The organism is Brevibacillus reuszeri (assembly GCF_002897295.1).
GTDB classification, from domain to species: domain Bacteria; phylum Bacillota; class Bacilli; order Brevibacillales; family Brevibacillaceae; genus Brevibacillus; species Brevibacillus reuszeri_A.
Genome location: NZ_BEXF01000005.1, coordinates 100431 through 119955 on the forward strand (window position 1 = coordinate 100431; position 19525 = coordinate 119955).

21 protein-coding genes are annotated in these 19525 nt (G+C 46.2%); all 21 read left to right on the top strand.

Features of this window, described 5'->3' with window-relative positions; all coding sequences use genetic code 11:
- Positions 1-783 carry a flagellar biosynthetic protein FliR gene (gene fliR, locus C3B52_RS10115; protein ID WP_103105959.1) on the top strand — a complete coding sequence of 261 codons (783 nt, stop codon included), beginning with the start codon at positions 1-3 and terminating at the stop codon, positions 781-783.
- On the top strand, positions 780-1877 hold the full coding sequence (flhB, locus tag C3B52_RS10120; protein ID WP_103105960.1) for a flagellar biosynthesis protein FlhB: 1098 nt from the start codon (positions 780-782) through the stop codon (positions 1875-1877). The genes fliR and flhB overlap by 4 nt, the downstream gene beginning before the upstream one ends.
- A gap of 18 nt (positions 1878-1895) precedes the next feature.
- Positions 1896-3938 (top strand): flagellar biosynthesis protein FlhA, encoded by a 2043-nt coding sequence (gene flhA, locus C3B52_RS10125; RefSeq protein ID WP_103105961.1) that lies wholly within the window; start codon positions 1896-1898, stop codon positions 3936-3938.
- Positions 3935-5278 carry a flagellar biosynthesis protein FlhF gene (gene flhF / locus C3B52_RS10130; RefSeq protein ID WP_103105962.1) on the top strand — a complete coding sequence of 448 codons (1344 nt, stop codon included), beginning with the start codon at positions 3935-3937 and terminating at the stop codon, positions 5276-5278. The genes flhA and flhF overlap by 4 nt, the downstream gene beginning before the upstream one ends.
- A 2-nt stretch (positions 5279-5280) precedes the next feature.
- Entirely contained in the window at positions 5281-6144 is an 864-nt protein-coding gene (locus tag C3B52_RS10135; protein WP_103105963.1) for a MinD/ParA family protein, read from the top strand.
- A gap of 32 nt (positions 6145-6176) precedes the next feature.
- The gene (locus C3B52_RS10140; RefSeq protein ID WP_103105964.1) at positions 6177-7280 is read left to right on the top strand and encodes a protein-glutamate methylesterase/protein-glutamine glutaminase; all 1104 of its coding nucleotides are present in this window, start codon (positions 6177-6179) and stop codon (positions 7278-7280) included.
- Between the two features lie 20 nt (positions 7281-7300).
- Positions 7301-9334, top strand: coding sequence for a chemotaxis protein CheA (locus C3B52_RS10145; RefSeq protein ID WP_103105965.1), 2034 nt, complete (start codon positions 7301-7303; stop codon positions 9332-9334).
- Positions 9335-9349: 15 nt separating this feature from the next.
- Entirely contained in the window at positions 9350-9826 is a 477-nt protein-coding gene (locus tag C3B52_RS10150; RefSeq protein WP_103105966.1) for a chemotaxis protein CheW, read from the top strand.
- A gap of 4 nt (positions 9827-9830) precedes the next feature.
- On the top strand, positions 9831-10457 hold the full coding sequence (locus tag C3B52_RS10155; protein WP_103105967.1) for a chemotaxis protein CheC: 627 nt from the start codon (positions 9831-9833) through the stop codon (positions 10455-10457).
- Positions 10444-10929 carry a chemotaxis protein CheD gene (locus C3B52_RS10160; protein ID WP_103105968.1) on the top strand — a complete coding sequence of 162 codons (486 nt, stop codon included), beginning with the start codon at positions 10444-10446 and terminating at the stop codon, positions 10927-10929. The genes C3B52_RS10155 and C3B52_RS10160 overlap by 14 nt, the downstream gene beginning before the upstream one ends.
- Positions 10930-10931: 2 nt before the next feature.
- Positions 10932-11312 carry a hypothetical protein gene (locus C3B52_RS10165; RefSeq protein ID WP_103105969.1) on the top strand — a complete coding sequence of 127 codons (381 nt, stop codon included), beginning with the start codon at positions 10932-10934 and terminating at the stop codon, positions 11310-11312.
- A 16-nt stretch (positions 11313-11328) separates the two neighbouring features.
- Positions 11329-12117, top strand: coding sequence for a FliA/WhiG family RNA polymerase sigma factor (locus tag C3B52_RS10170; protein WP_103105970.1), 789 nt, complete (start codon positions 11329-11331; stop codon positions 12115-12117).
- 32 nt (positions 12118-12149) lie between these two features.
- A complete protein-coding gene (locus C3B52_RS10175; protein ID WP_103105971.1) occupies positions 12150-13568 on the top strand; it encodes a DUF342 domain-containing protein in 1419 nt (472 codons plus the stop codon).
- Between the two features lie 45 nt (positions 13569-13613).
- Positions 13614-13958, top strand: coding sequence for a hypothetical protein (locus C3B52_RS10180; protein ID WP_103105972.1), 345 nt, complete (start codon positions 13614-13616; stop codon positions 13956-13958).
- A 42-nt stretch (positions 13959-14000) separates the two neighbouring features.
- Positions 14001-14513: a DUF6115 domain-containing protein gene (locus tag C3B52_RS10185; RefSeq protein ID WP_103105973.1), complete on the top strand. Its 513-nt coding sequence runs from the start codon at positions 14001-14003 to the stop codon at positions 14511-14513.
- A complete protein-coding gene (locus tag C3B52_RS10190; RefSeq protein WP_235615659.1) occupies positions 14506-15174 on the top strand; it encodes a DNA polymerase III subunit gamma/tau in 669 nt (222 codons plus the stop codon). Before C3B52_RS10185 ends, C3B52_RS10190 begins: the two co-directional genes overlap by 8 nt.
- Positions 15175-15368: 194 nt before the next feature.
- Positions 15369-16085 (top strand): 30S ribosomal protein S2, encoded by a 717-nt coding sequence (gene rpsB, locus C3B52_RS10195; protein ID WP_103105975.1) that lies wholly within the window; start codon positions 15369-15371, stop codon positions 16083-16085.
- 260 nt (positions 16086-16345) lie between these two features.
- Entirely contained in the window at positions 16346-17233 is an 888-nt protein-coding gene (gene tsf / locus C3B52_RS10200; protein WP_103105976.1) for a translation elongation factor Ts, read from the top strand.
- 158 nt (positions 17234-17391) lie between these two features.
- Positions 17392-18114: a UMP kinase gene (pyrH, locus tag C3B52_RS10205; RefSeq protein WP_103105977.1), complete on the top strand. Its 723-nt coding sequence runs from the start codon at positions 17392-17394 to the stop codon at positions 18112-18114.
- Between the two features lie 2 nt (positions 18115-18116).
- Entirely contained in the window at positions 18117-18674 is a 558-nt protein-coding gene (gene frr / locus C3B52_RS10210) for a ribosome recycling factor (RefSeq protein ID WP_103105978.1), read from the top strand.
- A 66-nt stretch (positions 18675-18740) separates the two neighbouring features.
- On the top strand, positions 18741-19511 hold the full coding sequence (locus C3B52_RS10215) for an isoprenyl transferase (RefSeq protein ID WP_103105979.1): 771 nt from the start codon (positions 18741-18743) through the stop codon (positions 19509-19511).
- The last annotated feature ends 14 nt before the right edge of the window (positions 19512-19525 follow it).

The following is a 19525-nucleotide window of genomic DNA, read 5'->3' on the forward strand; positions in this document are numbered from 1 at the left end:
ATGGATCTTTTTTTGATGTACCTGCCTATATTTTTGCTGACGTTTGTTAGAATGAGTGCTTTTGTTGTATCTGCGCCTTTTTTCTCCATTAAAGGCGTGCCAAATCAGTTTAAAATTGCGCTCGCTTTTTTAATGGCACTGATCAGTTTTCAATATCTGCCTGTTCAATCCCAGATTCCCATGGATTTGACCTTTGTCGTTTACGTGATTAAGGAAGCGCTTGTAGGTCTCATTCTTGGATACATATGCGAAATGATGTTTATCGCCGTTCAAGTAGCAGGCGGAATGATGGATATGCAAATGGGACTAGCCATGGCAAACGTAGTCGATCCAAAAACAGGTGCTTACATTCCGGTTACGGGTAACTTTAAAAGCATGCTGGCTGTTCTTTATTTTTTCAGCATTAACGGACATCACATGCTCATTCGCGGGATTATGAGCAGCTATCAAGTGATTCCGGTCGATAAAATGTGGGCTGCTATTGGCAGTGAGAATGTCATGATGCTTGCGGTAAAAGTGTTTATGAACATGTTCCTGAGTGCGTTTATGATGGCAGCACCCATTGTGGTGGCGTTATTTCTGGTAGACCTCTCTCTAGGTATTATCGCCAAATCCGTCCCTCAATTTAATATCTTTGTTGTCGGATTGCCACTAAAATTACTCGCCAGCTTTTCACTGCTGATTGTCGTAATGCCTGCGTTTTTACTTACATTAAATGGATTGTTTGAAAAAATGTTCCGGGCATTTGCCGAAATGATCAAAGCACTCGGAGGCTCACCATGAAGCAAATAAGGTTTGCCTATCCGATCGACCTTCAATTCTTCAACGGTGAAAAGACGGAGAAAGCGACGCCGAAGAAAAAGCAAGACGCTCGCAAAAAAGGACAAGTTGCGAAAAGTCAGGATTTGTCCGCAAGCATTGCCTTGACAGCATTCTTCTTTTTACTAATGATGCTCGGATCAACAATGCTAGGTACATTCGAAAGTATGATGAGAGAATCTTTGATTACCTATACGAGCTGGCAGGTAAATGAAGAGAATTTGAAACTGATCGTCACTCAAATTGCTTTTGAAGCGGTAAAAATTGTGGGACCTGTACTTGCCCTGTCTTACCTGGTAGCATTTGGAGTCAATTACATGCAAGTAGGCTGGCATATCAGCACAGAAGCAATCCAAATGAAACTAGATAAACTAGATCCCATAAAAGGGGCGAAAAGAATCTTCTCCATGCGTTCGATTGTGGAATTGCTCAAGTCGATCCTGAAAATCAGCGCTGGAATTTATGTTGCTTATACCATCTTATGGAACGAAATCGAACAAATCTTGCAGCTTTCTTTAAAATCGCTAGGAAATGTTCTTTCCTTTACGGCAACAGAGGTTGCCAAGCTAGGAATTTATCTCGGGTTGCTGCTATTTATTCTGGCAATCCTCGATTACGCTTACCAGCGATATGAACATGAAAAGAACTTGCGGATGTCAAAGCAAGACCTCAAGGACGAGCACAAGCAGGCTGAGGGGGACCCGCTCATAAAAGGGAAGATTCGCGAAAGGCAGCGAAGCATGGCGATACGCAGGATGATGCAAGAGTTGCCTAAAGCGGATGTAATCATTACGAACCCGACGCACTTTGCTGTGGCGATCCGCTATGATTCGAGTGCGATGAGTGCTCCTACAGTAGTGGCCAAAGGACAAGACTACCTTGCATTAAAAATTAGAGAGGTGGCCAAAAAGCACCGAATCATTACGATGGAAAACAAGCCCTTGGCCCGGGCTCTCTATAGTCAGGTTGAAATCGGACAACAAATTCCCGAAGAGTTGTTTAAAGCGGTCGCGGAAGTTCTCGCGTACGTATACAAGCTGCAGGGGAAAGTGAAATAAGAGGAAGGAGGATAAACAGTGGGATTCAGATTCAAGGAAGTAGGCACGATCCTATTCGTCATAAGCATTGTGGTCATGATGGTAATCCCACTCCCTTCGGAGCTGCTCGATTTACTGTTGATTCTGAACATCTCCCTTGCATTAACCATTTTGCTTGTGTCCATGTATACAAAGGAAACATTAGAATTCTCCATTTTTCCGACGGTCTTGCTCATAACGACACTTTTTCGCCTGGCACTGAATGTATCGACGACGAGAAATATTTTGTCGCACGGTGAAGGCGGGAAGGTAATTGAAACGTTCGGAAGCTTTGTTGTAGGTGGGAATCAAGTAGTTGGTTTCGTCGTGTTCCTGATTCTGATCATCATCCAGTTCATTGTTATTACGAAAGGTTCCGAACGTGTGGCAGAGGTAGCAGCACGCTTTACCTTGGATGCTATGCCCGGTAAGCAAATGAGTATTGACGCTGATTTGAATGCAGGGATGATTACAGAAGCAGACGCGAGGGCTAGACGGAAAAAGATCGAAAATGAAGCGGACTTTTACGGGGCAATGGATGGTGCCAGTAAATTCGTAAAAGGGGACGCTATTGCTGGTATTATCATCTTCATTATCAATATTATTGGCGGCTTCATCATCGGGATGCTCATTCATGGATTTAGCTTTGCCGAGTCGGCTTCGCGCTTTACTACTATGTCGGTCGGAGATGCTCTCGTCAGCCAAATCCCTGCCCTGTTGATTTCTACAGCAGCAGGTATTATCGTGACCCGTTCTACATCAGGCGAAGGTCTGGGTGAAGATATCGCCCGTCAAATGTTCAATGTTCCACGACTTTTGTATATCGTTGCTGGTTGCATGTTCTTCCTTGGTCTGTTTACTCCGATCGGATTGTTACCGGTTGCTCCTGTTGCGGGGATTATGAGTTTTGCAGCATGGAAGCTTGATCGGAAGAAGCGTATGGAGATTCAAAAATCTGAAAATGAAGTGGAAGAACAACAAATTGAAGAAGTCCGAAGTCCAGAAAGTGTGGTCAATCTCTTACAAGTTGACCCAATCGAATTTGAGTTCGGATACGGGCTGATTCCTTTGGCTGATGTGAAGCAAGGCGGCGATTTGCTTGACCGGGTAATCATGATCCGCAGACAAATTGCCCTAGAGATGGGTATCGTTGTTCCAGTCATTCGGATCCGCGACAATATTCAGCTCAGACCAAATGAATACATGATTAAAATTAAGGGCAATCAGGTAGCAAAAGGCGAGATCATGCTCGATCACTATTTGGCAATGAGCCCTGGCATCGAAGACGATTCGATTGTTGGGATTGAAACAGTTGAACCTGCGTTTGGATTGCCTGCTTTATGGGTAACAGAAGAGAATAAGGAGATTGCTGAACTCTCCGGTTATACAGTTGTCGACCCGCCGTCTGTCGTCGCTACTCACCTGACAGAAGTCATCAAGCGTCATGCACACGAGCTGTTGGGACGTCAGGAGACGAGAGCACTTGTAGACAACGTAAGAGAAACGGCGCCTGTTTTGGTGGACGAGCTGATTCCTGGATTGCTCTCAATCGGCGATGTCCAAAAGGTATTGCAAAAATTGCTGCGTGAAAAAGTATCTGTTCGTAATCTCCAGGTCATTCTCGAAGCTTTGGCAGACCACGCTATGTTTACAAAAGATACGGATGTACTCACTGAGTACGTCAGACAAGCGATGGCGAGACAGATCACGTTGCAATTTACCGAGCCTGGACAGCCACTTCGCGTATTGACGGCAGGCGCAGGCTTGGAAAAGGCCATTTCAGAACGAGTCGAGCAGTCAGAGCAAGGCAGCTATCTGGCAATGGACCCGGAAACATCTCAGAGAATTTTCCAAATCATGTCGACAGAAGTTGGAAAAATGATTAATTCAGGGCAACAACCTATCATTCTTTCCTCTCCGGCTATTCGGATGTATTTACGACAGCTGCTTGACCGGATGATGCCAGATGTACCTGTTTTGTCGTACAGCGAGTTGGAGCCACATGTTGAAGTGCAAAGCGTAGGGATGGTGAACATTTCGTGAGAGTAAAACGTTACATAGTCGATACGATGCCAGAAGCGATGGAAAAAATCAGAGCGGATTTAGGGATGGATGCAGTCATATTAAACTCAAAACCTTTTAAATCCGGTGGCTTTTTCGGGATGTTCAGCAAACAGCAAATCGAAGTCATCGCGGCGGTGGATGAAAAGGCATCCCAACGTGAGAACATAGACTTCACGGCAACCGATCGACAAAAGGACGTTTCCTCGAGACAACAGACGGGTACGTATACAGCACAGCAAGCCTATCGCAGACCAACCGTACCCAGAACGCCAGCGGATAAGCCGAATTCCAATACGAGGGAGCAGGAGCCACTCCTTGAACAGCCAGTTGCCATTGCACAAGCAAATCAACTTGTACGAGAAGAGACGGCTGTAGCAACGGAGCTACCGTTAACGAAGCAACGAGCAGCTGCTGTAGTCCCTTTGAAAGAGGAGGCACAACCGCTCGGGCAAAATGAGGTGCTTGCCAACGAAGTACGAGGTATGCGGCAAATGTTTCAAAAGCTGTTGGTCAACGATTTGAGTCATCAACTCCCGCAGGCAATTCAAGATGTACGAAAACGATTGGTTGATCAAGAAGTAACTGAAGAGCTAACGGCCCAGATTATTCGTCAATTGATGGAGAGCCAGGTAGCAGGCAAGGAGTGGACCAAAGAAGAAGCACATACGGCATGCCGACAGATCATCTCCGAGCTGGTTAAGCCCAGATCGAAAGGATCAGCCAAACTAGATCGGAGTGTAGAATACGCCTTCTTTTTTGGACCGACTGGGGTTGGTAAAACGACCACGATTGCAAAGCTTGCAGCGAACAGTATGCTAAAGGAAAAACGAAAAATTGGCTTCATTACAGCGGATACGTATCGGATGGCCGCTGTCGAGCAATTGAAGACATACGCTAACATTTTAAACGTTCCCATGGAAGTTGTCTTTTCACCAAAGGAAATGAAGCAAGCGATGGAACGATTAAGTGATTGCGACCTAATTTTTGTCGATACAGCTGGACGTAATTTTCGTAATGATGAATATGTACAAGGAATTCGCGAGCTTGTCGAGCAAGGGACAAACAGCATGAATTATTTAGTGCTCAGCTTATCGACCAAGTACAACGACATGAAGACGATCATTGACAACTTTGGGGATGTACCAGTGAAGCATGTGATTTTTACTAAGGCGGACGAAACACAAAGCTTTGGTTCGATAGTGAATGTTTGCCAAAATACAAGCCTCGATCTCTCCTACGTGACGACAGGACAAAATGTTCCAGATGATATCGCTCTCGCTACTCCTGAAATGGTAGCAGCGATGGTCTTGGGAGAATGAGGATGCGGGATCAGGCAGAACGACTTCGAGAACGTATGCAACAAAGCAAACAAGACCGAAAAACGAAGCTCATCACTGTTACGAGTGGAAAAGGCGGCGTAGGAAAGTCAAACTTCAGTCTCAACTTTGGTCTCGGACTAAACCAGCAGGGACACAAAACAGTCCTGTTTGATGTGGATTTGGGTCTTGCCAATCTGGATGTGCTGATGGGAATTACACCCAAAAAGCATTTGTTCCATCTGCTGGAGCCGAATACGACGGTATGGGACATCATTGAGCAAGGACCAGGGGGACTAGAGTTTATAGCTGGTGGCTCAGGATTCACGCAGATTATGCAGCTGGATGAGGACAAGCTGGATCGGTTGTTCACCCAATTGAATCCGTTGCAAGGGTACGCGGAAACGATCATTTTTGATACTGGAGCTGGCTTTTCCAACGAGTCGATACGCTTTATGCTCTCTTCTGATGAAGTGATTCTGGTGACTACTCCAGAGCCGCCAGCCATAACGGATGCGTATGCAGTGATCAAGCTGCTGCATTCGCGTAATCCGGCCATCACTATCAGATTGGTCATCAATCGGGTAACCTCAGATCGCGAGGGAAAAATGACCGCGGATAAACTGGCGATGGTAGCCAAACGATTTTTGAATATGGACCTTCATTCGCTCGGATATGTATCAGATGATCCTCAAGTATCCAAAGCAGTGAAGCAGCAACGTCCTTTTCTACTTACATATCCGCAAGCGCAAGCCTCAAAGAGCATTCGTAATCTGGTTGGCCGTTATCTGGAGAGTTCAACCATGACTGATGTTTCAACGAATGGACTAAAAGGATTTCTTGCGAAGCTGAAAAACTTCATTCGATAAGGCAACAGGTTGTAGGAAGGGAGCGACATTCGATGAGTAAAATTCGAGTACTGGTTACGGACGATTCTGCATTCATGCGTAAAGTAATTACTGATATTTTATCTACTGATTCGGAGATCGAAGTTATTGAGCGAGCCAAGAACGGTCTCGAATGCATTGAGAAATGCAAACAGCTCACCCCGGATGTCCTTACGCTTGATATTGAAATGCCGATTATGAACGGCCTCGACGCATTGGAAAAGCTGATGAACGAGTATCCAATCCCAGTGGTTATGCTGAGCAGTCTGACGCGTGAGGGAGCGGAGGCAACCATTCAGGCTCTTGAGCTGGGCGCTTTTGACTTTGTGACGAAACCATCTGGGCCAATCTCACTAGATATTCATAAAGTGGGAGATCGATTGATTGAAAGGGTGAAGGCTGCTGCTTCTGCAAGAGGTAGAATCCGCAGAACGGATGGCAAAGCGAGCAAGCCAACATTTACAAGCCCAGTTGCTGCTCAGCCTGTTGTTCGCCCTGTTGTTACAAGTACGCCGCCGATCTTAACTAGGCTGCCCAATACAACCAAAGCAAGGCTCGTTGTATTAGGTACTTCGACGGGTGGACCAAAAGCGTTGCAAACGGTATTGACACAGCTCCCAGCCAAATTTCCAGCTCCGATTGCAATCGTTCAACATATGCCCGCTGGGTTTACAAAGTCACTGGCACAGCGTTTAGATTCACTGTGTCAAATAAAAGTCACCGAAGTCACAGACGGTGAAATTCTGCACCCGGCAACCGCGTATATTGCGCCAGGGGGTTATCATTTTGAAGTGCATTCCGTAAATGGTCGATTGCAAGCCCATTTGCATCAACAAGAGCCCCGAGGCGGACATAGACCTTCTGTAGATGTTCTTTTTGAGTCAGTTAGTCGATTGACAAATGTAGACAAATGGGCAATTATCATGACAGGCATGGGAAATGATGGGACAAAAGGTCTGAAATTGATGAAAGAAATCGGACCAGTTGCGAGTATTATCGAAGATGAGTCGAGCTGTATCGTGTACGGAATGCCGCGCGCTGCTATCCAAGCTGGACTCGCAGATCATATAGCCCCATTGGATAAGATTCCAGAGGTACTGTGCAAGCTCTTGCACTGATTTTGGGAGGTGGATCACCTATGGATATGAATCAGTATTTGGACATGTTTATTGAAGAATCAAAAGAACACTTGCAAGCAATTAACGCCAACTTATTGCTGCTCGAAAACGATCCGGGCAATATTGCTCATGTGAAAGAAATTTTCCGTTCTGCACATACGTTAAAAGGAATGTCGGCAACGATGGGATTCGAGGACATGGCTAGTCTGACCCATGAAGCTGAGAATGTGCTTGATCTCATCCGAAATGATAAATTGACGATCAACAGCGATATTATGGACGTCATTTTTCAAAGCATCGATTTGATTGAGGGTATGGTCATTGATATTACCGAAGGCGGAGACGGATCAGCAGATGTTTCTATTCCAGTGAAAAAGCTTCGCGCGATTGTGGCTGGAGATTTTTCGGTAGAACAAGAAATTGCAGCTACTGCCGTAGCGCTGGAAGACGCTCCTTCGGTGGAAGAGACAGCTCAACAGACTCAAGAGTATGACCTCGATGATTTTGCACTCATGGTCATGGAGCAGTCCAAGGAATTGGGCAATCAGGCTTTGTGGATAAAAGTGACGTTGAACGAGAATTGCTTGTTGAAAGCTGCTCGTGCATACATGGTTTTTGACCAGCTGGAATCTCTTGGCGAAGTGATTAAAACAAAACCAACCGTTGAAGATATCGAAAACGAGCGCTTTGAACAATCCTTTGAAATCGCATATGTCACCATGCACCCGATCGAAAAAATTCGCAGTGCAATTCTTAACATTTCCGAGATTCAGGATGTCACTGCTGAGCCTATTGTGATCAAAGCAAAGGTTGAGGAAGCACCTGTCGTGAAAGAACAGGCAGCTTCGACCCCTCAAAAAGCGCAAGAGGCGCAGCCAGCTGCTGCTAGAAAGACAGGAGCAGGCGGAAAAACGATTCGTGTAGATATCGATCGCCTCGATATTCTCATGAACCTGTTCAGTGAGCTGGTCATTGACCGTGGTCGCCTAGAGCAATTGGCACGTGAGATTGGCAAGAGCGAGCTCCAGGAAACAGTTGAGCATATGAGTCGAATCAGTGGCGATTTGCAAAACATCATTCTGACTATGCGAATGGTTCCAGTTGAACAAGTATTTAATCGTTTCCCGCGTATGATTCGAGATTTACAAAAAGACTTGAGCAAAAAAGTCAATTTAGAAATTTTCGGTGCGGAAACAGAGCTGGATCGTACGGTGATTGATGAGATTGGAGACCCGCTGAATCACTTACTGCGCAATTCTCTCGACCACGGAATTGAGTCTCCTGCGGATCGGAAAAAGGCAGGCAAGCCCGAAGAAGGGACGATCGAGCTTCGCGCGTTCCACAGCGGAAATCACGTATTTATTGAAGTAAAAGATGATGGTGCCGGAATTAATAAAGAAAAAGTATTGAAAAAGGCACTGGAGCACGGCATCGTTACACAAGCCATTGCAGACAGCATGAGCGACAAGCAAATTCATGAATTATTGTTTGCAGCGGGCTTTAGTACGGCAGATGTGATCTCCGACATTTCTGGACGTGGAGTGGGACTCGATGTCGTGAAATCCAAGATCGAGTCACTGGGTGGTAGTGTAGGAGTCGATTCTGTGCGCGGCCAAGGGACTACCTTCTTGATTCAGCTTCCTCTGACTCTTTCTATCATTTCTGCCATGCTGGTACAGGTGCAAAATGAGAAATATGCCGTTCCTCTCAGCTCCATTATTGAAACGGCAGTCTTCAAGAAAGATCAGATCATGATGGCTCACCGCCAAAAAGTGATCGACTTCAGGGGCCGTGTAGTACCGCTTGTCTCTCTCCAGGATATTTTCCAGGTTCCGAGTAGTGGGAACCAGAACGATGACGAAGTAGCTGTGGTCATCGTTCGCAAAGGAGAAAAAATGGCTGGTCTCGTCGTAGATTCATTCATTGGACAACAGGAAATTGTCTTGAAATCTTTCGGTAAATATCTGGTCAATGTATTTGCGATTTCTGGTGCTACCATCCTGGGTGATGGACAAGTCGCACTCATTATTGACTGCAATGCATTGATTAAGTAGAGGAGGGGCAGCCAGATGCTCGATCAAAAAGAAATCGTAAGCGAAGTCAAAGTGATCGTGTTTCGATTGAAGGATGAAGAGTACGGAGTAGAGGTGCACCAAGTAAAATCAATCGAAAAGCTGGAGCATATCACAAGAGTTCCGCGCACACCGAAGTTTGTCAAAGGGGTTATCAATCTGCGGGGTGTGGTCACTCCAATTATTGATCTGCGGAATCGCTTCAGTCTGGAAGACAGCGAATACTCCGAAGCAACCCGCATCATCATCGTTGCAGTAGGTGAGCTTGAGGTTGGATTAATTGTAGATGCAGCCAATGATGTCATTGACATTCCTGTAAATGCAATCGAACCGCCTCCTGAGGTTGTTGGTGGAGTCGAAGCGGCTTATCTACGCGGTGTAGCAAAGCTAGATAGAAGATTACTGATCCTATTGAATCTTGATAAAGTTTTGAGCACTGAGGAAATAAAGCAGTTGGACGCAATCGAGGGATAATAAAATGGTCTATTTTACCAAGTTTGGCGATTTCCAATTTGACGTGCTGCGCGAAATCGGGAATATTGGTGCGGGTCATGCCGCTACAGCCCTCTCCAAGCTCATGCAAAAAGAAATCGATATGAAAGTGCCTCAGGTGAGCATTATTCCCTTCGATGAAGTAGCTGATTGTGTCGGTGGGGCGGAAACGGTAGTGGTTACAGTATTTCTCCGTGTAGAAGGAGACTGCCCGGGCAACATGTTTTTTATCCTTGACGTGGATTCTGCCAAGTATCTGTTGCTGCAAATCACAGGTATCGACAAGGACGTGTATGAATGGGGAGAGCTTGAGGTCTCCGCTCTGCACGAAATTGGAAACATTTTAACGGGGTCTTATCTCTCTTCGTTGGCAGATTTAACAAAGCTGAATCTACAGCCATCAGTTCCTGCTCTGGCTGTAGATATGGCAGGTGCCATTCTTAGCTATGGATTGATTGAGTTGGGTCAAGCGGGTGACTTTGCCCTCACGATTGACACAGCCTTTTTTGAAGGTAATGAGCAAGTGAAGGGAAACTTTTTTCTGATTCCTGATCCAGAATCGCTACCCATTCTATTTCATTCACTAGGAGTTCCGTTTGATGGAGATTATTAAGATTGGTATGGCCGATCTCGGTGTGGCAAAGCCTCCGAGTCGGCTACGTACCACCGGTTTAGGCTCATGCGTGGGGGTTGTCCTCTACGATAGCACTCATAAAATTGCTGGCATGGCACATGTGATGCTGCCCGAATCATCTCTGGCAAAAAGTGGGGAACTATCCATAGGGAAGTATGCGGACACCGCTATTCCTCACCTCATTCAACTGATGGAGCGTGCAGGCGCATCGACACGTCATATCGTGGCAAAGCTGGCAGGCGGCGCTCAAATGTTTGCATTTTTAGGAAACAATGACACGATGCGGATCGGACCAAGAAATGTGGAAGCTTGCAAGCTGGCTTTGAAGGATGCCCATATAAAGATAGTGGCGGAAGATACAGGGGGAAACTGCGGTCGGACTATAGAACTCGATGCCACAAACGGGATGCTTCAAATTCGAACAGTAAATCAAGGTGTGAAGGAAGTATAAGTATGCTGGGAACCATTTGGATTAATATAGGCTTGGGATTGCTTGCATTTGTCGTGACTTTGGTTGCAGCAGGGGCGGGTAATGTATGGCTAGTCTCCTTAGTACGAGCCGGCATCGCATTCGGCGTATTTTTCCTCGTCGCATTTCCAATCCGTTGGGTGATTGCATTAATCACGCATACATCCGCGAGTCCAGTTGGTGAAGCAGGGGAAGCCGTGTCAGGGGAGCCAGTGGCTCCTCTGGAAAATCCTCAAAAGGATCAGGAGCAGGAGGATCCGGAGGAAGCGTTTTCCCCACTTTCCTTGTCCAAGATGGAGAGGATTCAACCAATTGAGGATCCCACCACCGTTGCAGAGGTCGTTAGACGCTTATCAGATGAGTAAAGGTTGGTGACTAATCGTGGCACGGCTAACAAGTCAAGAAAAAACAAAAGAATTTGATAAATGGGTTATGTGGAAGCAAGAAGGCAGTCGCGAAGCGGAAGTCGATTTGATCACGCGCTTTTTACCACTGGTTGACAAGGTAGCGAATCGATTGGCGATTAACTTACCTGCAAATGTAGATAAGGATGACTTGATTAGCTACGGCCGTTTTGGTCTCTTAGATGCTTTAGCCAAGTTTGACCATACAAGGGGTCTACAATTCGAAACATATGCGATGTGGCGCATCCGGGGGGCAATGATTGACGGGCTGCGTGAGAATGACTGGATTCCTCGGACAGTGCGGGACAAGGCTAAAAAAATCGAAGAAGCGTACACCACTTTGGAACAGCAAATGCTACGCATGCCAACCGATCGAGAAGTTTCCGATTATCTCGGGATAAGCGAGAAAGATCTGCAGCAAGTATTTTTGGAAACGTCCCTAGCTTCCATGGTCTCTATCGATGAAGCAGTTGGTGACGAAGATGAACAAAAGACGGCACGACACTCCTATATTGTCGATGATGTAACACCGCGTCCTGAAACGGTTGCGGAGGTAACCAGTTTAAAGGAAGTGCTGGTTACGGTTATTGATAAGCTTCCTGAAAAAGAACGTCTTGTCGTTTCCTTATTTTATTTTGAAGAAATGACATTATCGGAAATCGCTGAAATCATGAGCCTGTCGCCATCACGTATTTCACAACTTCATTCCAAGGCTCTATTCCGTCTGCGTTCTGCGTTATCTAGATGGAAGACGCAATTGATGTAGGTACGACAATACCCAAGTTTGAGAGGGGTAGAATGATGGAAGGGATCGGTAATTATCGTTTTGAGGTCAAAATGTCCGCTGATAAGCTGGAAGCAGGAATCATTCTAAAAGTGGATGAAACTGAGCTTGATCAGATCGTAATTATGGAAAGTGACGTGCTTCAAGCACTTCAAACACAGAAAGTGAATTTTGGCATTAAAAACGAAATCGTTCAAGCGCTATGTACGACACCGGCGAAGTTTGCCAATGCCTATGTAACGGTTGCTACTGGTACGCCTCCAGTGGTTGGAGAAGATGGATACATTGAGTACCCATATTTAAAAACCATACAGGAAGGGCAAGGGCCAAAAGAGCTGGAAGATGGACGTGTTGATTTTTACAATGTGACAAGCATTCCGAACGTGATCAAAGGACAGTTGTTGGCGAAAAAAATTCCGGCTGGACAAGGTCAACCAGGAAAAGCAGTTACCGGAGAGCCCATCGCTCCCAAAGCCGGCAAGGAAGCTATCTTAAAGCCTGGAAAAAATGTGGTGCAAAATCAAGAACGAACCATGATCTATGCTGCAATAGATGGGCAGGTTTCATTTACTGACCAGGAAAAGATGAATGTATTTCCCGTGTTTGAAGTAAACGGGGATGTGGATTTTGGTGTCGGTAATATCGATTTTGTGGGAACGGTGGTCATTCGCGGGAACGTATTAAATGGATTTCGTGTAAAAGCATCTGGGGATATCCGTGTCCTGGGAAGTGTGGAAGGCGCAGAACTAGATGCTGCAGGGTCCATTGAGATTAAGAGTGGAATCGTAGCTCAAGATAAGGGCTCTATTATTGCTGGGCAGGACATTCGTACGTCCTTTATCCAAAACGCAAATGTAACCGCAGGAAATCAAGTGTTGGTTTCTCAAAGCATTATGTTCTCATCCGTGCGCGCAGGTAAGCAAATTATATGCAAGGGCGCAAAGGGCATTATTATTGGTGGTGTATTGCAAGCCGGGGAGAAAATAGGAGCGCGAATTTTTGGCAACAACAGTGCTACTCCAACAGTACTGGAGGTTGGGGTCAAGCCGGAGCTGCGTCAAGAACTGGCATCCCTGCAAAAAGAATTGCAAGACGTATATGAAAATTTGCGTAAAACCGATCAGGGCTTAGGCGTGCTCAATCAAATGATGCAAGTTGCGGGAGAGCTGCCACCTGATAAACGAGTCATGCAAATTAAGTTAACAAACACACGTTTGGTACTTGAAAAAGAGAGCAAGGCACTGGAATCCCGAAAAAAAGATGTGGAAGCCGAATTATTAGGAGAAGGTCCCGCAGCGATTGACGCTTATCACGTCATGTATCCCGGGATCAAAATGACGTTTGGCAGGCTTGTCCACTTTATCAAGCATGAGTATGCGCGTACACGTTTCATGGTGATTGACGGAGAAATTAGCAGCACTACCCTCCTTTGATAAGCAATCTAGTGATAGAATTGTTGGGAAGAGAGGTGTAGCCTGATGAGCTTGAAAACGGTCGAATTACAGGTTGCTTTGCCACGCACGCTAGAAGTTACGCGTGTACAAGAGCAACAACAGCAGCGCACCATGCATGAGCAGCAATCCATGATTAACCAGCGAAGAGAACTGGATGAGCATTTGCGTCAGCGGCCACATGATGTGGAACATACACAGAAAAATCAGATTCGCGAGCGGGAGCAAAGACAAGGCAAGGATGCTTTCGAACAATCTGCCTCTTCTTCAGAGGAGGAGAAGGAAGCTGGTTCAGGTGAAAGCACATCCTCAGCTACAGCCGTCTCGATGAGAGATCCGTTGCGCGGACGTTTTATTGATATATCGTTATAATGAAGGATAGGAAATGATAAGCCAGAAATAAAGGTGACCAACATGGACGTAGTGTACCCAATCCTAATCGGAGCTGGAGTCATTAGCATGATACTTGCCTTGTTTATCAAGAGGAAGTCACCTATTGATTCCGATTCTGCCACACAAACTGTTCGCACAACTGACAAAGCAGAGCTGGAAAAGAGCATGCAAAAGATCAGCAGGCAACTAAAACAGGAAAATGAGCGGTTGTCTGCTGATGTTCAAGATACCCGGGCAGATTTGCTGCAAGAAGTACAGCAGCTCCGAAGACGGGTCGAGCAGCTAGAAAACCAAGCGAAAGAGCGACTACCAATCGTAGAAACAACAGAAGTAAAAGTAACGTCCTTGCCCAAGGAGTCAGTCACGGAGGTAGACATGCTCGCACTTCGGGAACGCTACCGACGTGCCTTTGAGCTCGCCAAAGAGGGTCTTACCTATGATGAAATCGCCAAACGCCTTGGAGCGGGACGCGGTGAAATCGAACTGATATTCTCATTGGCAGCCAAGAATGAAAGAGGTCAAGCAGATGCGTAAAAAAGAACTGTTGTTCGGTTTTGGTGCTGGTCTGCTAGTCGCAACCTCCGTTCTTGGTATGCTTGCATCGCGAGAAGTAGAGCCACACCCTGTTATCACAAAGGAACAAATCAAGAAATCTGCAGAAGAAATGCAGATGGTCATCCTTACGCCTGAGGAGTATGAGCAATGGCAGCAGGAAAAGAAAGTAAATGTAAAGCCAGCCCCTACAGCTCCAAAAGCGCCGCAGCCGCCTGCGCCCGGGCAAACAACGAAGCCGGAGACAAATGCTCCGAATGCTCCGCAAAAGACGATTGTAGGCCAAACAGCGACGCCTGAGGCTCCTGGTGCTGTTGAAAAGGCTACGACACAGCCGCCTGCTCAGTCTACTTCTGTGACGGGTGCTTCTGTTCCTACGCCAACACAATCTCCTGCTGCTCCAGTTGTAGAAGTTCCCAAAACGGAAAAAAAGGTTTCGTTTACTGTTCCGTATAAGGCAACTGCCGAGCAGGTAGGTCGTATACTCGTGGAGGAAGGAATTCTCCCTGCAGACAATAAATTCGTTGATCAGCTGCGGTCCCAAAACAAGCTGAATCGAATTCGTGTAGGTACATACGAAGTGAGCGAATCGGCAACGGAAGCGGATATCGCAAAGCTGATAACGACTCCGCCAAAGAAATAAGGCGGAGTTTTTTTACGAAAAAAATGGTATTTGTTTGTTGCAATTGAAAGTCCCGTATGATATATTCAATAACGGTGTTGAAATCGCACGTCCACCAATTCCGGCAACGGTGCTGCCAATGGCAGAATTGCTTGGAACATGCGGTGTGACGGAGGTAGGCATCAAAAAAACCATTTTTGAAGGAGGTGTGAAATATGGCAGTAATTTCGATGAAACAGTTGCTCGAAGCTGGTGTACACTTTGGTCACCAAACTCGTCGCTGGAACCCGAAAATGGCTCGCTATATCTTCACCGAACGTAACGGAATCTACATTATCGACCTGCAAAAAACCGTTAAAAAAGTAGAGGAAGCGTACAACTTCGTGCGTGAACTCGCTCAAGACGGCGGTAAAGTGCTCTTCGTAGGTACGAAGAAACAAGCACAAGAATCCGTTAAAGAAGAAGCAGAACGTACAGGTCACTACTACATCAACCAACGTTGGTTGGGTGGTACTTTGACTAACTTCAGCACCATCAAAAAACGTACAGGTCGCTTGGCTGATCTGAAACGTATGGAACAAGACGGTACTTTCGAAGTATTGCCGAAGAAAGAAGTTATCGTTCTTCGCAAAGAAATGGATCGCTTGGAGAAATTCTTGGGCGGTATCGCTCATATGGATAAACTTCCAGATGCTCTGTTCATCATCGATCCTCGTAAAGAGCGCATCGCTGTTGCAGAAGCTCGTAAATTGGGTATCCCAATCGTTGCAATTGTTGACACGAACTGCGATCCAGATGAGATCGATTACGTGATCCCAGGTAACGATGACGCTATCCGCGCAGTTAAGCTTTTGACTGCGAAAATGGCAGATGCTCTGCAAGAAGGCAACCAAGGTACAGAGCAACAAGCAACTACAACAACAACTGCGTAAGCAAGTGTAAAAGGGTGGACTGAGGGTGTCAGAACCCCTGTCCACCCTTTTTTGTACAGATAAGAATTTACAATTTCTTATCTAGTATAAGCACAGGCTAGCCTTTACCATAGTCATGGTGAAGCTAGAATTCTAACTGAGCACAAGGAGAATCCTTCTTCGTATTCAGCAAAGAATAAGGTTGCAGAAACGTTATCTTAACAGATGGCTTCCAAGTACATTATAATGAGATCGTAACTTTCCTTAGGAGGTTTAACCAAATGGCAATTAGTGCACAATCGGTTAAAGAACTGCGTGAGCGTACAGGCGCAGGAATGATGGATTGCAAACGCGCGCTGGAGGAAACTGGCGGAGACATGGAAAAAGCAATTGACTTGCTCCGTGAACGCGGAATTGCAAAGGCAGCGAAAAAATCCGGTCGTATTGCGGCTGAAGGTCTGACAGCAACAGCAGTTACTGGTAACGTAGCAGCTGTAGTAGAAGTTAACTGCGAGACTGACTTCGTTGCGAAAAACCCTGAGTTCCAAACACTTGTTAAAGACATCGCTGAGCACGTAGTTTCCCAGCGTCCTGCAACTGTAGAGGAAGCTCTGGAGCAACCGTTCAAAGGTGCTGGCGAGACTCTCGCTCATGTCATCAACGAAAAAATCTCCACAATCGGAGAAAACATCTCCTTCCGTCGTTTCGCTCTTTCTGAAAAATCGGATGCAGGCGTATTCGGTGCTTACCTGCACATGGGTGGAAGAATTGGTGTTCTCGTAACATTGGAAGGTACGCAGGACGAATCTTTGGCTAGAGACTTGGGAATGCACGCAGCAGCGTCCAACCCACGCTTCGCTAACCGTGAAGAAGTTTCTGCTGATGAGATTGAGCGCGAGCGCGAAGTTCTGAAAAACCAAGCACTGGCTGAAGGCAAGCCTGCAAACATCGTTGAAAAAATGGTGGAAGGCCGTCTCTCCAAATTCTTCGAAGAATACGTACTGGTTGAGCAACCATTTGTAAAAGATCCAGACAAAAAAGTATCCGCTCTGTTGAAAGAAGCGGGTGCGTCCTTGAAAGAATTCGCTCGCTTCCAAGTAGGCGAAGGTATCGAGAAGAAGCAAGAAGACTTCGCAGCTGAAGTTATGGCGCAAGTAAATAAGCAATAATATTGACTTATAGGGAACACCTCCGTGTTCCCTATTTTCAAAACGAGAGTTTCACACCATGTGAAACTCTCTGCATGTAAAAAGCAAGTGTGCGTATACGAGTAAGAAGGATTGCACACAGGTAATAGAGAATGATTCATGAATGGAGGCCGTTTCACATGCCACTTCCTGCCTATAAACGGGTTGTGTTAAAGTTGAGTGGGGAAGCACTGGCGGGAGAGCTCGGGTATGGTATTGACCCAAAAGTTATTTCTTCCGTTGCGAACCAGATCAAGGAAATCGTAGAGTTGGGAGTACAAGTCGCAGTAGTCGTCGGAGGAGGTAATATCTGGCGCGGACTTTCCGGCAGCTCCAAAGGGATGGATCGGGCAACAGCCGATTACATGGGCATGCTGGCAACGATTATGAACTCACTCGCCATGCAGGATGGGTTGGAAAAGGTGAACGTTCCTACACGTGTTCAAACTTCGATTGAAATGAGACAGGTAGCGGAACCATACATACGCCGTAGAGCGATTCGTCATTTGGAAAAAATGCGTGTCGTTATCTTTGCAGCGGGTACAGGCAATCCTTACTTCTCCACGGATACTACTGCAGCCCTGCGCGCAGCGGAGATCGAAGCAGAAGTGATCCTGATGGCAAAAAATAAGGTAGATGGGGTTTATTCAGCAGACCCGAGTCTCGATCCGACCGCGGAAAAGTACGAACAGCTGACTTTCCTGGAAGTATTGAACAAAGGTTTGGGTGTGATGGATTCCACCGCATCTAGCTTGTGCATGGACAACAGTATTCCACTCATCGTCTTTAACATTTCCGAAGAAGGCAACATTCGCCGTGCTGTAATGGGCGACAAAATCGGTACTTTAGTTAAGGGGGAATAATCATGCCACAATCCGTGCTAAAAGACATGGAAGATCGTATGAACAAAGCGATCGCTACATTGAAAAAAGATCTTTCCAGCCTCCGTGCTGGTCGTGCAAATCCAGCAATGCTGGATCGTGTACTGGTTGACTACTATGGTTCACCAACGCCTATTAGCCAATTAGCTAACATCAGCGTTCCTGAGCCAAGGATGTTGATTATACAGCCATGGGATAAAGCAGCGCTGAAAGAAATTGATCGTGCGCTTCAACAATCTGATCTTGGCATCTCTCCTTCTAATGATGGCGTGGTCATCCGTTTGGTAATCCCGCCGCTGACAGAAGAACGCCGTAAGGATTTGGTTAAATTAGCAGGTAAGAGCGGAGAAGACAGTAAGGTTGCCATTCGCAACATCCGCCGCGATGCTAACGACGACATTAAGAAGTTGGAAAAGGCTGCGACCATTTCCGAGGACGAATCTCGCCGTCATCAAGAAAGCATCCAAAAGACAACAGATAAATTCATCGCAGAAGTCGATAAGATTGTCAAGGATAAAGAGAAAGACATCTTGGAAGTGTAACACAAGGTTATCCCCCTCTGGTGAGGGGGATGTACGTCTATATCTCTCATTACGGGGGAACACTTTATGTTAGAACATCTGGCGCGCAAATGGGCCCGCAAAGAGAATCAACCAATACCAGAGGAATTGGATCGTACCGGAAAAATTCCGCAACACGTTGCGATTATTATGGACGGGAACGGTCGTTGGGCCAATATGCGCAATTTACCCCGGGTTGCCGGGCATCGGGCAGGAATGAAAACAGTAAAAGAAGTGGTCAAGGTTGCAGACGATCTAGGAGTAGGTTATGTGACCATGTATGCTTTTTCTACCGAAAACTGGAAGCGCCCAAGAGACGAAGTTGATTTTCTCATGAAGCTTCCGCAGGAATTTCTGTCGACAGAATTAAAAGAATTAATTGAACGAAACGTGCGAATTCGTATGTTAGGGAGCAAGGACGAATTACCGAAGCACACGTTAAAAGCGTTAACTGAAGCAGAAGAGCGTACAGTAAGCAATACTGGTCTGCAACTAAATTTTGCCTTGAACTACGGAGGCCGCGACGAAATAGTTAAAGCATTTTCGATGATGGCGTCCCAAGTAAAAGCGGGCGAACTCGACCCTGAGAAATTGGATGAAGAAGTCATTTCCCGCTACCTGTACACAAGCGATATTCCCGACCCTGACCTCTTGATTCGCACGAGTGGAGAGATTCGCTTAAGCAACTTCATGCTATGGCAATTGGCCTACACGGAATTGTGGTTTACGGACGTTCTTTGGCCTGATTTTACCCGTGAACACTTTTATCAAGCGATTGTGGAGTACCAAGGCCGAGCTCGTCGTTACGGGGCGGTATAGCCGAGAGGTGGAAT